This window comes from Clostridium swellfunianum (genome assembly GCF_023656515.1).
In the GTDB taxonomy this organism is placed as follows: Bacteria; Bacillota; Clostridia; order Clostridiales; family Clostridiaceae; genus Clostridium_AT; species Clostridium_AT swellfunianum.
In genome coordinates, this window is the sequence record NZ_JAMOFV010000006.1 from 1,606,796 (window position 1) to 1,622,053 (window position 15,258).

The 15,258-nt window shown below is 34.8% G+C and carries 12 protein-coding genes and 1 riboswitch; of the genes, 2 read left to right on the plus strand and 10 right to left on the minus strand.

Going from position 1 to position 15,258, the window contains the following annotated elements; genetic code table 11:
• Positions 1 to 48 precede the first annotated feature (48 nt).
• Positions 49 to 1,404 carry a GntP family permease gene (locus tag NBE98_RS07300; RefSeq protein WP_250814291.1) on the minus strand — a complete coding sequence of 452 codons (1,356 nt, stop codon included), beginning with the start codon at positions 1,402 to 1,404 and terminating at the stop codon, positions 49 to 51.
• Between the two features lie 198 nt (positions 1,405 to 1,602).
• Here NBE98_RS07300 and NBE98_RS07305 point away from each other — a divergent pair, with 198 nt between their 5' ends.
• Positions 1,603 to 2,745, plus strand: a complete 1,143-nt coding sequence (locus NBE98_RS07305; protein ID WP_250814295.1) for a DEAD/DEAH box helicase — start codon at positions 1,603 to 1,605, stop codon at positions 2,743 to 2,745.
• 91 nt (positions 2,746 to 2,836) lie between these two features.
• Here the strand turns inward: NBE98_RS07305 and NBE98_RS07310 are convergent, their stop codons facing one another.
• Positions 2,837 to 4,129 (minus strand): NCS2 family permease, encoded by a 1,293-nt coding sequence (locus NBE98_RS07310; RefSeq protein ID WP_250814296.1) that lies wholly within the window; start codon positions 4,127 to 4,129, stop codon positions 2,837 to 2,839.
• Between the two features lie 228 nt (positions 4,130 to 4,357).
• Between NBE98_RS07310 and NBE98_RS07315 the strand changes: the two genes are divergently transcribed.
• Complete coding sequence (locus NBE98_RS07315) at positions 4,358 to 5,944, plus strand: ABC-F family ATP-binding cassette domain-containing protein (RefSeq protein WP_250814297.1); 1,587 nt, start codon at positions 4,358 to 4,360, stop codon at positions 5,942 to 5,944.
• A 49-nt stretch (positions 5,945 to 5,993) separates the two neighbouring features.
• Here the strand turns inward: NBE98_RS07315 and infC are convergent, their stop codons facing one another.
• The 8 genes from infC to NBE98_RS07355 all read right to left on the minus strand — a co-directional run bounded on the left by infC (position 5,994) and on the right by NBE98_RS07355 (position 15,242).
• Positions 5,994 to 6,539 carry a translation initiation factor IF-3 gene (gene infC, locus NBE98_RS07320; RefSeq protein WP_250814298.1) on the minus strand — a complete coding sequence of 182 codons (546 nt, stop codon included), beginning with the start codon at positions 6,537 to 6,539 and terminating at the stop codon, positions 5,994 to 5,996.
• Positions 6,540 to 6,976: 437 nt separating this feature from the next.
• On the minus strand, positions 6,977 to 7,468 hold the full coding sequence (locus NBE98_RS07325) for a hypothetical protein (RefSeq protein ID WP_432432678.1): 492 nt from the start codon (positions 7,466 to 7,468) through the stop codon (positions 6,977 to 6,979).
• Positions 7,469 to 7,631: 163 nt separating this feature from the next.
• On the minus strand, positions 7,632 to 8,978 hold the full coding sequence (locus NBE98_RS07330) for an APC family permease (protein ID WP_250814300.1): 1,347 nt from the start codon (positions 8,976 to 8,978) through the stop codon (positions 7,632 to 7,634).
• Positions 8,979 to 9,106: 128 nt separating this feature from the next.
• Positions 9,107 to 9,197: riboswitch (glycine riboswitch) on the minus strand.
• Positions 9,198 to 9,463: 266 nt separating this feature from the next.
• Positions 9,464 to 10,453, minus strand: coding sequence for a Gfo/Idh/MocA family protein (locus tag NBE98_RS07335; RefSeq protein WP_250814301.1), 990 nt, complete (start codon positions 10,451 to 10,453; stop codon positions 9,464 to 9,466).
• 18 nt (positions 10,454 to 10,471) lie between these two features.
• The gene (gene uxaC / locus NBE98_RS07340) at positions 10,472 to 11,878 is read right to left on the minus strand and encodes a glucuronate isomerase (RefSeq protein ID WP_250814302.1); all 1,407 of its coding nucleotides are present in this window, start codon (positions 11,876 to 11,878) and stop codon (positions 10,472 to 10,474) included.
• A gap of 66 nt (positions 11,879 to 11,944) precedes the next feature.
• Positions 11,945 to 12,709: a response regulator transcription factor gene (locus NBE98_RS07345; protein WP_250814303.1), complete on the minus strand. Its 765-nt coding sequence runs from the start codon at positions 12,707 to 12,709 to the stop codon at positions 11,945 to 11,947.
• Positions 12,687 to 14,165: a sensor histidine kinase gene (locus NBE98_RS07350; RefSeq protein WP_250814304.1), complete on the minus strand. Its 1,479-nt coding sequence runs from the start codon at positions 14,163 to 14,165 to the stop codon at positions 12,687 to 12,689. Before NBE98_RS07350 ends, NBE98_RS07345 begins: the two co-directional genes overlap by 23 nt.
• A gap of 63 nt (positions 14,166 to 14,228) precedes the next feature.
• Positions 14,229 to 15,242: a TRAP transporter substrate-binding protein gene (locus NBE98_RS07355; protein ID WP_250814305.1), complete on the minus strand. Its 1,014-nt coding sequence runs from the start codon at positions 15,240 to 15,242 to the stop codon at positions 14,229 to 14,231.
• Positions 15,243 to 15,258 lie beyond the last annotated feature (16 nt).

A 15,258-nucleotide genomic window follows, 5' to 3' on the forward strand; every position in this document is an offset into this window, starting at 1 on the left:
ATATGTACAAAAGGAGTAGAGACCTAGCAATCTCTACTCTTTTTGTTTTTATATAAATATTAGGGAAAGAATAAATACCGTTATAATGGCAGCAATACCTTCAAGCAAGGTTGCCACAGTTTGCGTTTTGTAGGCAGTTTTAACATCCATGCCTCCAAACTGCGATACTACCCAGAAGTAGCTGTCATTAGCGTGGGAAACAGTCATTGAACCTGCTCCTATTGCAGCAACTACTAAAACCTTTGCTATTTCAGTAGTAAATCCAAAGGCTGGTAGCAGCGGCAGCATTAGAGCTGAGGTTGTTACAAGTGCAACAGTAGAGGAACCTTGAGCAGTCTTTAAGGCAGCTGCTATTATAAAGGGTACAAAAATACCTAAGTTTAAGCTTTGAAGACTTTGACCTAGATAGTCTCCTACCTTTATTTCCTTTATTACAGCTCCGAGAGCTCCACCTGCTGCAGTAACAACTAATATGGAAGCAGCATCTTTAAGCGATATGTTTATCCAACCGCTTAAGGTTTCTTCATTTAGCTTTGGTGCTAATAAGAAAGCAAAAACTACGCCTATTAAAAGAGCATTAACTGGAGTTCCAACAAAGGAGAACAGCTTTTGAACAAAGCCTGTTCCAAATGGATTTCCAGGGAACTTCGCTACTGATCCAAGAGCCATTAGAAGTATTGGCACAACTATTGGACTGAAGGATTTCCAAGCACTTGGAAGAGTTCCATATCTTTTTAACTCTTCTTCATAGCTCTTTCCATCAACTGCAGCTTCGGCTGATGGAGCAAACTTCGAAGCATACTTATTGGCAAATATATTTCCAACGATAGCTCCTGGAATTGCTACAAGCATTCCGATTACAATTACTAACAAAAGGTTATCAAGCTTTAAGTTAGCAGCTGCAGCTATAGGTCCTGGAGTTGGTGGAACTAAAGTATGTGTTGCGTACAAGCCAGTTGACAGTGCAACAGACATAGCTACTAAGGATGTTTTAGTCTTTTTAGCAATTGTTTTGTTTAAAGAGGATAAAATAATAAAGCCGGAATCGCAAAATACTGGTATTGATACAATGTACCCTATGATACTCATTGCTAAGGTAGGTCTTTTTTCGCCAACAAGCTTGATGATAACCTCAGCCATTTTAATGGCAGCCCCAGACTTTTCAAGTATTGTTCCTATAATACACCCTGCTAGTATTACAATCCCTATACTTGTTAAGGTGTTTCCAAAGCCGTTTGTTATAACACCTGATACTTTATCTGCTGGCATTCCAGCAGCAAAAGCTAGTCCATAAGCAGCAAGAATTAAAGACAGGAATGGATGAAGCTTAAGTTTTGAAGTTGCCAGCACAATAAAAATTATTGCTAGCACCAGCACTACGACTAACATTGGACCTTGAACCATGATATTACCCCCTGTTTCATTTTCATTGTCACTATATTTTTATGTACAAAACCTCGATTATAGTATACTATTTGAATAGTTTACATATAAAAGCAGCACATTATTTAACAATTCAATAATTAAGTTTACAAAGTGTTATACTAAGTATACAATATTATAGTTCTTATACATATGAATCAATTTACAAAGGAGATTATTATGAGTGCAACATTTAACGAATCAGGAATAAACGCAAATTTAATAGAAGCTTTAAATAAAGCAGGAATTACAGAGCCTACAGATATACAAACCAAAACAATTCCTTTAGCTCTAGAGAACAAGGACATCATAGGAGAATCTCAAACAGGAAGCGGCAAGACACTTGCTTATCTTCTGCCTATATTCCAGAGGCTAGATGCCTCCAAGAAGGAAATGCAAGCCATTATACTTGCTCCAACTCACGAGCTGGTTATGCAGATAGAAAAAGAAATCAAGAAGCTGGCTGAGAATTCAGGCCTTCCTGTTACTTCTGCCGCTATTATCGGAGATGTAAATATTAAAAGACAGGTTGAAAAGCTTAGGGATAAGCAGCACATAATCATAGGTTCTACCGGAAGAATTCTTGAATTGATTAAGATGAAAAAAATCAGTGCTCATACAATAAAAACTATTGTTATAGATGAAGCTGATAGACTTCTAGACGATAAGAACTCAGCTGCTGTAAAGGATGTTATAAAAACAACTCTCAGAGACAGACAGCTTATGGCCTTTTCTGCAACCATAAGTGAAAAAGCTTTAAATACCGCAAAGGCTTTAATGAAGGAGCCAGAATTTATAAGAGTTGAAGAAAAGCTTCAGGTTAATCCTGATATAACTCATATGTATGTTGCGGTTGAACAAAGAGACAAAATGGAGATGCTTAGAAAGCTTGTTGCTGCTGAAAAGCCAAAGAAAGCAATAATATTTATAAATAGAAGCTACGATACCGATATGACCACCTCCAAGCTTCAGCATCATAACTTTAAAGTATACGGCATCCATGGTGGCGCTACTAAGGAAGAACGAAAGAAAGCCATGGAGGACTTTAGAAGTGGAAAGCTCCAGCTTTTAGTCGCTTCAGATATTGCAGCTAGAGGCTTAGATATTACAGATATAACCCACATCTTCAATCTGGATTTGCCCGTTGAAGCAAAGGATTATCTCCACAGAGTAGGAAGAACAGGAAGAGCTGGAAAGAAAGGTACCGCTATTTCAATCGTTACCGAAAAGGAAGTTAGCTCTTTAAGAAGATATGCCAAGGAATTTGATATAGAAATTCAACAGGTAGATGTGTTTAAAGGCAATATCCACCCTGTAGACTAGAAATATAAAAACACTTAAACATATAAATATTTACCGTATAAAAAGAAAGCTTTAGGCCGCTAGCACCTAAAGCTTTCTTTTTTAAATGGAACTATATTATAAATTTCAGGATGAACAATGCACTTATAATGTAAGTCGCAATATGAATATCTCTAAGTCTTCCAGTAGCAAGCTTTATTAACACATAGGATATCATACCAAAAGCAATACCATCTGCAATGCTGTAGGTTAAAGGCATAGTTATCAAAGTGATGAAGGCCGGTATAGCTTCTGTAAAATCTATTAAATCTATTTCCTTTATTGGCTCCAGCATAAATAGTCCAACAAGTATTAAGGCTGGTGCCGTAGCTGGTGAAGGTATCATTAAAAACAGAGGGGATATAAACAATGCTATTATAAACATGAATGCAGTTGATACTGCTGTAAGACCAGTTCTTCCCCCTTCAGCAACTCCTGCTGCGCTTTCAACATAGGCTGTAACTGCACTAGTTCCAAAAACAGCACCTAAGGATGTACCGATAGCATCCGCCATAAGAGCCTGCTTTGCTCTTGGCACATTGCCTTTTTCATCTATCATATTAGCTTTTGTTGCAACACCTACAAGGGTACCTATAGTATCAAACAAATCCATAAACAATAAAGTAGATAACACAACAAGCATATCCAGACTAAATACATGAGTCCATTCAAACTGCATAAAAGTACTTGCAATGGATGGAGGCATAGACACTACACTTGTAGGAACTTGAGTTATTCCCATAGGAATTCCTATTATCGTTGTTGTAATTATGCCGATAAGAAGAGCTCCTCTTACCTTTCTTGCAACCAAAATAGCAGTTATCACTATACCTATTATTGCTAACAAGGTAAATGGATCCTTTAAATTTCCCAAAGCTACAATTGTACTATTCTCTGGATGAACAACAATTTTTGCGTTGTCAAAACCTAGAAATGCTATAAAAAGTCCTATACCAACAGATATTGCTCTTTTAATATTCAAGGGAATACAATCTATTATCGCCTCTCGAACATTAAACACTGTTAAGAATATAAATATAATTCCTTCAAGTAAAACTGCAGTTAGCGCAAACTGCCAAGAGTATCCCATAACTTTAACAACTGTAAAAGCAAAGAATGCGTTAAGTCCCATTCCTGGAGCAGCAGCTATAGGAAGCTTTGCGTATAAACCTAATAAAAGTGTAGTTACTATTGCTGATAAGGCAGTTGCAGTAAACACCGCACCAAAATCCATTCCTGCCTGAGAAAGAATTCCTGGATTTACAACCAATATATAGGCCATAGTCATGAAGGTTGTTATACCCGCAAGAACTTCTGTTTTAAAATTTGTATTATTTTCTTTTAATTTAAAAAATGCTTCGAACATTTCATCATCTCCTAGTGCTTATTTTCGTAACCCTTGTACATATTATCAGCTTTTCCGACATAAATCAATAGTTTTTACGAACATTTTTGTTTTTAAATTTTCATCGTTCGTGTTAATTTTACAACCAACCATACTTAAATATTGTAAGCAAATTTATAATGCATTATGTATAGATTTATGTTATAATCTAATCTTGTGTGTCAAATAAATGATTACGGAGGTCAATTAATGATAACAGTAACTAATGTTGGATTGAGATACGGCGATAAAAAGCTTTTTGAAGATGTTAATATAAAATTTACTCCAGGAAACTGCTATGGAGTTATAGGAGCTAACGGTGCTGGAAAAAGTACCTTTTTAAAGATTTTATCTGGTGAAATAGAGGCAAACACAGGTGAGGTTAGCATAGCTCCTGGAGTTAGAATGTCTGTATTAAGGCAGGACCACTACGTTTATGATGAATTCGAGGTTCTTCAGACAGTTATAATGGGTAATGCTAGACTTTATGAAATAATGAAAGAAAAAGATGCACTTTATGCTAAGGCTGATTTTACTGATGAGGATGGTATAAAAGCTTCTGAACTTGAAGGTGAATTTGCAGAGCTTAACGGATGGGAAGCAGAATCTGAAGCTTCTACACTGCTTCAAGGTTTAGGTATTGGCATTGATATGCATTATAAGCAAATGTCAGAGTTAGCTGGAGGAGAAAAAGTTAAAGTTCTTCTTGCTCAGGCTCTTTTTGGAAACCCAGGTGTCCTAATACTAGACGAGCCTACTAACCACCTTGATATAAAGTCAATAAACTGGCTTGAAGAATTCTTAATAAACTTTGAAGGTACTGTTATAGTTGTTTCCCATGACAGACACTTCTTAAACAAAGTATGTACTCATATGGCTGACGTGGACTTTGGAAAGATTAAGCTTTATGTTGGAAACTATGACTTCTGGTACGAATCAAGTCAGCTTGCATTACAATTAATGAAGGATCAAAACAAGAAGAAGGAAGAAAAGATAAAGCAGCTTCAAGAGTTTATAGCTCGTTTCAGCGCTAATGCTTCCAAATCAAAGCAAGCTACTTCAAGAAAGAAGCTTCTTGATAAGATTTCAGTTGATGATATTCAACCTTCCAGCAGACGTTACCCCTATGTAGGTTTCAAGCCTGAGAGAGAGGTTGGTAACGATATATTAACTGTAGACAGACTTTCAAAGACTATAGATGGCGTTAAGGTTTTAAACAATGTAAGCTTCACAATAGCTAAAGGCGACAAGATTGCTTTTGTCGGAGAGAATGAAATAGCTCAAACTACATTATTTAAAATACTTTCAGGAGAGATGGAACCAGACACCGGAGAATTCAAGTGGGGAATAACAATAACAAAGGCTTACTTCCCTAAGGACAACTCCGAATACTTTAATGATTGCGATTTAAATCTGGTTGATTGGATGCGCCAATTCTCTGATGAAAAATCAGAAAGCTATTTAAGAGGCTTCCTTGGAAGAATGTTATTTTCCGGTGATGAAGCACTTAAGGAGGCTAAGGTTTTATCTGGAGGAGAAAAAGTACGCTGCATGCTTTCTAAAATGATGCTTAGCAGTGCTAATGTGCTTATAATGGACCAACCAACAAACCACTTGGATCTTGAATCTATAACAGCTGTAAATAACGGGCTTATGGATTACAAGAGTGTTGTATTGTTTGCTTCTCACGACCACCAGTTCATACAAACTATTGCAAATAGAATTATTGAAATAACTGAAGATGGCACTGTGGACAAGAGAATGAGCTACGATGAATACCTTGAACTTAAAGGCTAAGTTTTATAGAATATTAAAAGGACATGCAGAAATCTGCATGTCCTTTATCTTACTTCTCGCTCTTTTTTGGAGCAAGTATCATTATCATATTATTGCCTTCAAGCTTAGCTGGCTTTTCAACAACCGCTAACTCTCCTAGCTTATCTACAAAATTTTTAAGCACTGTATAGCCCACGCTAGTGTTGGCCATTTGTCTTCCTCTAAATCTTATAGTAACTTTTACCTTGTCTTCATTTTGCAAGAATCTTCTAGCATTATTCGCCTTGACTTCTATATCATGGTCTTCGATGACAGGGCTCAGTCTGATTTCCTTAAGGTCAACCACCTTTTGATTCTTTTTGGCTTCCTTCTGCTTTTTAGACTGCTCATAGATGAACTTGTTATAGTCCATTATTCTGCACACAGGAGGAGTAGAATTTGGAGATATCATAACCAAATCCAAATCCTTTTCTCTAGCAAGCCTTAAAGCATCAACTGTTTTTACTATGTCGCTGCCCTCTTCCCCTACTAACCTAATTTCTCTTTCTCTAATTTCCTCGTTCATTAATACATTTTTACTAATATTAAAACACCTCCAAGTATTTTGTTTTTTCATATATATCAAGCTATGTAACAAAAGCCAGCAATACAAATATAGTATTGACAGCTTTTTAAAATGCTACTCCGCAAGACATTCAGCTAAGCATTCTTCAATAACTTCTTCTGTAATTAGGATTACTTTTTCTTCGTTCATTTTCCCTCCGATTTAATTAAAATACTGCACCAAAATAGTATATGTCAGCAAGTATCATTTAGCACACACCATAAGCAAAATTTTAAAATCAGGGATTAAATTAGAAGATGCTTTTGAAGTTTATACGAATTGCCAATTTATATTAACTAGTTTCTAATCTATATAATTTTAATATTTGAATACTACTGATTTTGTAATTTGAATTGTGTATTTTAGTAATTTTTATTCTTATGCAACCATACAAGTATAATACACTTTATAAAGAAACACAAGTTCTTTTTTAGTCAATGATATCTATTCTATCTTTCAGAACGGAAAGTCATTCCTCTAACAATAGCTAAATGTGCCTCTGAGACAGGAGGACATATCTTTAAAATGGAATCAACTATAAAATCAATATTGCTGTCATCAATCTTTTTTGATTTTATATCGGATTCTTCTATGATACTTTCACTTTTTATAGATTCATAAATATCTTTAACCTTAGGATTTTCCATAGCAGTAAGGCTTTCAGTGCATTTCTCTGAAAAATACAAAACCCCTTCCACTACAACAAATTGTCCATATAAATATTCCTTCATGCATGAGCTTCCTTTAGATTCTGAGTCACAAGCACATTCATGCTGCTCATGTTCAATATGTTTTAAATCAAGCCTGTAATTAATATCTTTTCTTGTTAAAACACATCTTTCACCGAGCTCTAATAGTCTTTCTTCCATATGGCTAGAAAAGTTTTCTCCTAGCTCAGATATGAACTGTCTAATAGAAATTGTTCTTTTCATGTTATACATTTTTCTCAAATCAAAATCTCCTCTTTAAGCAAAAACATATGCTGTTTTTGCTTCTATCAATTATATTAGTTTAACACTATTTTTAATAAATAACAATAATTTTATGCAAAAAGCTGCTGACCTTTCTCGTTATCAGCAGCTTAAACGCTTAAATAGTCTAGTTTTATTTATTTTTTTTGTTAATATAAATATAAACAGGAAGTCCAAGAAGAGTTACTATCAAACCATAAACTGCGTAAGCAGTATCAGTTAGCAGTGTACTTACTAATATATAAATTCCGCCTGCTATGCCTATAAAAGGTATTATAGGGAAAAGAGGAACTTTATATGGCCTTTCAATGTGTTTATGCTTTGATCTTAATATGAATATTCCAGCTACAGTCATGACGAAGAATATCCACATAACAAAAACAGCTAAGTTTGTTAAGGTTTCAAAAGAGCCGCTTAGCACATAAAGAGCAGCCAATACCACTTCGAACACAAAAGCATTTACTGGCGTTTCAAATCTGTCGCTTATCTTTCCAAAGAATTTTGAAAAAGGAAATAGATTTTCTTGAGCCATGGCAAAAGGCACTCTAACGCCTGTCATTAAATAGCCATTTAAAGCTCCGAAAATTGATACTAATATACCAACAGAAACAAGACCAGCCCCAGCCTTTCCAAACAGTATTACAGCAGCATCAGAAGCAGCCTTTGGAGAAGCTATAACCTCTGAAACAGGCATAATCTTAACTATTGCTATGTTAATAAGTATATAAACCACTATAGTTGCAGCTAAACCAATTATTATAGATTTAGGCAAATCCTTTTTAGGATTCTTTAGTTCGCCAGCCATGTTTCCAACACCAACCCAGCCGTCGTAAGCCCATAAAGTACCTAGTATGGCTGCGCCAAAGCCTGCTAGTCCTGTTGACGCAGTTGCAGCCTCAGGTGCTGAAAAGCTGTTTACCTGGCCTTTTATAAGACCAAAAACTATGATAACGAATATAGGTATAAGCTTTCCTATTGTGGAAATTAATTGAACCTTACTGCCAAGTTTGGTTGAAATAATATTTAAGAATGATATAAATAATAGCATGAAAATAGCTAAAACCTTTTGTTGTCCTGCTGTCATAGGCACAAAGTAAGTAGCTTGTGTTACAAATACTATTGATAACGCGGCAGCTACACCTGGAACGTATACAAGTGCTTGAACCCATCCAAACAAGAAAGCCCACTTTTCACTGTAAAGTTCCTTTAGGTATACAAATACTCCACCTGTCTTTGGAATTGCAGCAGCAATTTCTGCAACCGTAAGTGCAGAAGCCATTGTAATAATGCCTCCTATTACCCACGCTAAAACTCCAAGCATTGGTGTTCCTGCATTTTTAAATACTGATGATGCTTTAAAGAATATTCCGGAGCCGATAACTACTCCAATAACAACTGTTATGGCTTCCATCAGCCCTATTTCTTTTTTTAGGGTCTTTGGAGAATTTAATTTCTTGTCATCAAGCTTACGAGCTTCCATAATTTTATCCCTTCCTTCTAAAATATTTGAAGATTCCTAATAACCTGCCCTATTACAAAGTTTCCCTCATTGAAAGAACAGTATTCCAATGCAAAAGGACAGAAAGCAAAACAGCACAAAATAACGCTATTTTACTCCCTGTCCTTTTATCTGAAAGTTTCCTTATAATAAGTTGCTTCTTTGATGCTGCATTTAAGCAGTCTCTCCAGGGTTGTGTCAAATTATTGTACAAAACCTGAAAGCTTCAGAATAAAACGCTTAGCCGCATTAATTCCTTTCTCCTACGGTTATCCTTAAGGATATCTCCAATAATTTTCATTCACTTATTAAATTATATTTATATTTTACAAAAATTTTTAATTCCAGTCAATTATTTTTAACAATATATTCGATTATTTACGACATTTTTTACTATTTAATACTTTTACAGCAAAAGAGGCAGTTATCTTATCAACTGCCCCTCTAATAATTATTATATACGGCATCTATTCAATTTCTGTTGGATACTTGATTCCCCACTGGCTTCTAAGCTCATCCATTATTCTAATAGTGGATAAAGATTCAGCATGAGGCATTATTTTGTTTTCTGTTTCTGATTTTCGCAAAGAGTCCATAGCTGCAGCTGCTTCATAATTATATCCATTCCCCTCAAGAGGAATTTCTACAGTAACAGGTTCTTCTCCTATTACATTTAAGGTTGCTTTAGTTGCTCTTGAGAAGTCTGGTATATAAATAGATCCTTTGTTACCAATAATCCTGGCTTCCTTAGGGGTTGGAGTATTAATAGCACAAGATAAAACAGCCATCTCGCCTTTATCGTACCCTAAAAGCATTGAAGATTGCTGGTCTACTCCTGTTTCATAGAGACTTGTGATTCCAGTAATCTGGCTAGGAAATCTTCCAAATATCTTAGAAGCAAAGGAAATCGGATATACGCCCACGTCCAATAGGGCTCCTCCTCCTCTTCCTGGGCTAACCTTTCTTTCTTCTGAAGGTCCTTCCCTTCTGAATCCAAAGTCGGCTGTAAGCATACGTAAATCTCCTATAACGCCTTGTTCAAGCCAGGAATTTACCTGCTTCATAACAGGGAAGTATCTAGACCACATAGCCTCCATTAAAAATAGATTTTTCTCCTTTGCCACCTTGATTACTTCTTCTGCCTCTTTAGCATTGATTGTAAACGGCTTTTCACAAAGCACAGGCTTTTCGTTATTTAGACAAAGCATTATATTGTTCTTGTGAGCTGTATTGGGAGTAGCAATATAAATTATATCTACTATTTCATCCTTAACTAATTCTTCGTAGCTTCCATATACTTTAGTCGCGGAATATCTTTCACCAAATTCTTTTGCTTTTTCTATAGAGCGAGAGGCCACTGCATAAAGCTCTGCATCTTCAAGAGCACTTAAGCCTTGAACAAAGTTATTAGCAATAGTACCTGTGCCCATTATTCCCCATCTTATCATTTTATTCATCACGACACCTATCCTTACTTAACTATGAAGTGAGAAGTATTGCTTTGCGTTATTATAGCAAATACCTTTAACAATGGTTTCTAAAAGCTCCATATCCTCAGGAACTTCTCCATTTTCAACCCATTCACCTAATAAGTTGCAAAGAATTCTTCTAAAGTATTCGTGTCTGGTGTATGATAAGAAGCTTCTTGAATCCGTCAGCATTCCAACAAAACGGCTCAATAGTCCAACATTAGCTAGTGTTTTCATTTGTTCTATCATGCCTTCTTTATTATCTAGGAACCACCAAGCTGATCCAAACTGAATCTTTCCTGGAATATTAGTTCCTTGGAAGCAGCCCATCAGCGTTCCAAGCACATAGTTATCCTTTGGATTTAAAGTATATAATATAGTCTTAGGAAGAGAATTCTCAGCTTCTAACGAATTCATAAACTTTGAAAGAGAGTCAGCTATTTGTTCATCATTAATAGCATCATAGCCTGTATCGGCTCCTAATTTATTAAACATTTTTGAGTTATTGTTTCTTAAGGCTGCAATATGGAGCTGCATAGTCCAGCCTAATTCAGAATACAATCTTCCCAAGAACTGCAATGTGTATGTTCTAAACTGGCTTTCTTCCAATTTTGTAAAGCTTTCACCTTTTAAAGCCCTTGTAAATATTGCTGATACTTCTTCCTTTGAAGCTTCTGCATAGTCTATGCTGTCTAGACCGTGGTCAGATAATCTGCAGCCAACTGTGTGGAAGAATCTAACTCTTTCTTCAAACGCCGATAAGAAATCATCATAATTTTCAATGCTTTTATCAGTAACTTGCTCTAGCTTTTTTACCCAAGGCAGGAAGGTTTCTTTATTTACCAAAAGCCCTTTGTCTGGTCTTAAAGTTGGCAGAACATTTACGTCAAAATCCTTATCTTCTTTCAGCTTTATATGGTACTCTAGAGAATCTACTGGATCATCAGTTGTACATAAAGCTTTAACATTGGATCTTTTAATTAAGCCTCTTGCAGTGAAGTTTTCTCCAGTAATCAAACTGTTTACCTTCTCCCATATTGCAGGAGCAGTTTTTTCGTTCAAGATTTCATATATCCCAAAGTATCTTTGTAATTCCAAATGAGTCCAGTGATAAAGCGGATTACCTATAGTCATTGGGATAGTCTTTGCCCATGCCATAAACTTTTCAAAATCGCTGGAATCTCCAGTAATGTATTTTTCGTCTATACCATTGCTCCTCATTGCTCTCCACTTATAGTGGTCACCATATAACCAAGCTTCAGTTATATTCTTAAATTTTTTATCCTCAAAAATTTCCTTTGGACTTAAATGACAGTGGTAATCTATAATAGGCATTTCTTTTGCATAGTTGTGATAAAGCTTTACCGCTGTTTCATTTGATAATAAAAAGTTTTCATCCATAAATTTTTTCATAATTTTCACCTATTCTTTTTAAATTTTAATTATATTTTTAGTAACAATTAATATAAAATTTTTATATTATCCTTTTGGGGAGCTAAACTCTTTCGGAGACTTATCATAATACTTTTTAAAGGCTTTGCTAAAGTAATTCTGATCCGAATATCCAACCTCTATAGAGACTTCCTTTATGGATTTCTTACCTTCTCTTAGAAGCTGCTTTGCTTTTTCCATCCTTAGCTTTATGAGGTAGTCCTTATAGGTCAGCCCTACTTTTTTGCTGAATACTCTACTCAAATAAAAACTACTGACAGAAACATAGCTTGCAATCTCCTCCAAGCTTATTTCCTTTGTATAATTCATTTCAATATACTTCTTTGCAGTTTCTACAATCTCCATATTATTGCTGCTATTTAAATCGGACTTCTCTTCTGAAGAATCTTCTACAGAAGTATTTATACTTGCTCTCTCGTTAATCTTTTTTATAACCCTATTAACGGAATCTAGAAATTCAGCATCAGAGAAGGGCTTTAGCAAATAGTCAAAAACTCCTATAGTAATACCCCGTTTGGCATATTCAAAATAATTGTAAGCTGTAAGTATTATTATTTCTGCATCTTTGTTGTTTTCTTTTATTTTTTCACTTGCCTTAAGGCCATCCATTATAGGCATGTTAATATCCATTAATATAATATCTGGTTTTAAACTTAAAGAGCTTTGTACAGCCTGCTCGCCGTTTGAAGCTTCACCTGCGACTTCTATTCTATCTGAAAAATATTTATTAACGATAAACTTCAAAGCCGTTCTTTCAAAGTCCTCGTCTTCAACTATCAACATTTTCAGCATGCATATCACCTTCTTCCACAGGTATATTAATGGTTATTTTTGTTCCCTCTCCTTCTTTGCTTTCTATCGCTATCAAGTCCTGTCTATTATAATAAAGTTCTAATCTTTTTCTTATATTTTTCAGACCAAGTCCAGTACTTGTTTGGCTTCTTTTATTATTCTTGTAATCTTGAGACATGCCTACGCCATTGTCTTCTACAATCACAACACAAAATCTTCCTTCTATGAAGGCACTGATTGTTATTAGTCCATCTGTCTCCAAGCTGCTAACTCCATGAGTTATTGCGTTTTCTACTAAAAGCTGAACTATCATTGGCGGTATTTTTATTTTCTGAACTTCTTTTTCAATATTAAACTTAAAGGAAATTCTTCCCTGAAATTTAGTTTCCTGTATAAGTATATAGGCCCTAATATTTTCTATTTCTTCATTTAAAGTTACTAACTTGTCTACACTAGTTAAATTGAATCTCAAAATTTTAGATAAAGCCCCTACCAAATCTACTGTTTTATTTGCCTCTTCAAACATAGCCATTCTGCTTACTGTATTTAAATTGTTAAATAGAAAATGTGGATTTATTTGCATTTGAAGAGCTTTAAGCTGTGTGTCTTTTATGAGCTTATCTTTTTCTGCACTCTTAAGCTTTTCCATATGATAATTTTTTTCTATTTCAGCCTTTTGATTTAACTGTTCAATAAAATCCCTTAGCTTATTCTTCATATGATTAAATGTTTTTGTTAAGTTATCAAGTTCTTTATATGACTGCTCTTCAATATCTGGTATGTTCCAATTTGAATGATACAATTGATTTACTGATACTAAAAGCTTGTTTAGAGTGTTTTGAATATCACGATTAACTGCCCAGAATAAAAAGGCATTAATAATTATAGCTACTATCAGCAGCAAATATAAATTTGTATTTACAACTTCGTATTTATCCAAAATATTTGAGTAATAAGTATCAGTAAATTGAAGGTACGCTGAGGTTAAACTGCTGGAATGCTGAGATATATAAAAGTTCATTCTTCCAAGCCTGAGGTATTGTTCATAGGTTTCTATGTCTAATTTTTCTTTTGCGATTATTGAATATGTTTGTTCTTTATATAATTCAAACATATTTGTCAAAGTTCTTAGATAAATTGAACTATTTTCATCCTGGTTCGCATAAGGGGCTAATTCTTCAAGCAAAACTCCTACCTTTGTATTGCTCTCTACGAATTTCTCATAATTAGCTGTATCATGAGACTTAATATATGATTCGAAATTAACCCAGCTATTATTCAAACTTACAGATAAGTCACTAAACTTAATATTGGTCCTCATAGAGATGTTATATTGATTTACAATGTTATTTTTCATACTGTTTGAATATAAAAAGCTGGTAGTCATTACGGCTATTATAGTTAAAAATGTAATTATCAATCTTCTATTAATGGACTTATTCTTTCTCTTACTCATATGCCTAGTACCCCTTATTCACCATGAACTATGCCAAAATAATTAATAATGCAAATCAAGTTATTACTTTGTATTTATGATTTCATTAATTAAGTCTTTATACTCTCCTGCGTATTTATCATATAGCTTTAAAGCTTGTTGACTAAATTCATTATTTGATTGAAGAACAGTTACTTTTACACCGTAGTCCTCCATTTTTTTTCTACTGCTTTCTTCCCTTTTAATCCATTCTTTTCTTTCTAATAAAGCAGCTTCAGCAGCAGCTTCTGATACTATTTTTCTATCTTCTGTTGATAATTTCTCCATTACTCTAGAACTTGCTACAATAAGTTCGGGAATTCTAATATGTTCATCCACGGTAAAAAACTTAGCAACCTCATAATGCTTTGAAGACTCAAAGCTAGGCCAATTGTTTTCCGCACCATCAATTACTCCTGTTTTAAGTGCTGAGTATACATCACCGTACGCCATGGCTATAGGAATTGCGCCTATAGCCTTAACAAGTTCTATCACTAAGCCTGTTTCTGGAGTTCTGATTTTCAAACCCTTCATATCCTCTGGACTTTTAATTTCTTTCTTTGAGTTGTAAAAACTTCTTGTCCCTGCATCAAGCCATGCCAGCCCCATAATTCCAGTAGATTTCTCAAGCTTAGTTAAAACTTTTTCCCCTATATCTCCCTCAAGCACCTTAAACATGTGCTCTCTATCTCTATAGATATAAGGAAGCATTAACACTGACATTGATTTCTCATGTTCAGTTAACGTGGTAATGCTTAGCCTTGCAAAATCTACTGCTCCAAATTGAATCTGATCTGTAATAGATACTTCGCTTCCAAGCTGTCCTCCTGAATAAACCTCAATCTTTATTCTTCCCTGAGTTCGCTGGTTTACCAAGCGAGCAAACTCCTTATCACCTAAAGTTGTAGGATAATCCTCAGGCTGATTTTCTGCCAGTCTAAATATTATTGTTGCTTTTTCAGTCTTAGCAGTATCTTTAATAGACGTGTTAGTACAACCAGTTAGCCATATTGACGAAAGAGTTAAACCCAAAAAAATGCTTAACAATTTTTTTAACATTTAAAAGTCCCCTTTA

Coding starts and splice junctions, on each gene's coding strand:
- NBE98_RS07300 (WP_250814291.1), bottom strand. CDS start 1,404: ATGGTTCAAGGTCCAATGTTAGTCGTAGTGCTGGTGCTAGCAATAATT.
- NBE98_RS07305 (WP_250814295.1), top strand. CDS start 1,603: ATGAGTGCAACATTTAACGAATCAGGAATAAACGCAAATTTAATAGAA.
- NBE98_RS07310 (WP_250814296.1), bottom strand. CDS start 4,129: ATGTTCGAAGCATTTTTTAAATTAAAAGAAAATAATACAAATTTTAAA.
- NBE98_RS07315 (WP_250814297.1), top strand. CDS start 4,358: ATGATAACAGTAACTAATGTTGGATTGAGATACGGCGATAAAAAGCTT.
- infC (WP_250814298.1), bottom strand. CDS start 6,539: ATGAAAAAACAAAATACTTGGAGGTGTTTTAATATTAGTAAAAATGTA.
- NBE98_RS07325 (WP_432432678.1), bottom strand. CDS start 7,468: ATGTATAACATGAAAAGAACAATTTCTATTAGACAGTTCATATCTGAG.
- NBE98_RS07330 (WP_250814300.1), bottom strand. CDS start 8,978: ATGGAAGCTCGTAAGCTTGATGACAAGAAATTAAATTCTCCAAAGACC.
- NBE98_RS07335 (WP_250814301.1), bottom strand. CDS start 10,453: ATGAATAAAATGATAAGATGGGGAATAATGGGCACAGGTACTATTGCT.
- uxaC (WP_250814302.1), bottom strand. CDS start 11,878: ATGAAAAAATTTATGGATGAAAACTTTTTATTATCAAATGAAACAGCG.
- NBE98_RS07345 (WP_250814303.1), bottom strand. CDS start 12,709: ATGCTGAAAATGTTGATAGTTGAAGACGAGGACTTTGAAAGAACGGCT.
- NBE98_RS07350 (WP_250814304.1), bottom strand. CDS start 14,165: ATGAGTAAGAGAAAGAATAAGTCCATTAATAGAAGATTGATAATTACA.
- NBE98_RS07355 (WP_250814305.1), bottom strand. CDS start 15,242: ATGTTAAAAAAATTGTTAAGCATTTTTTTGGGTTTAACTCTTTCGTCA.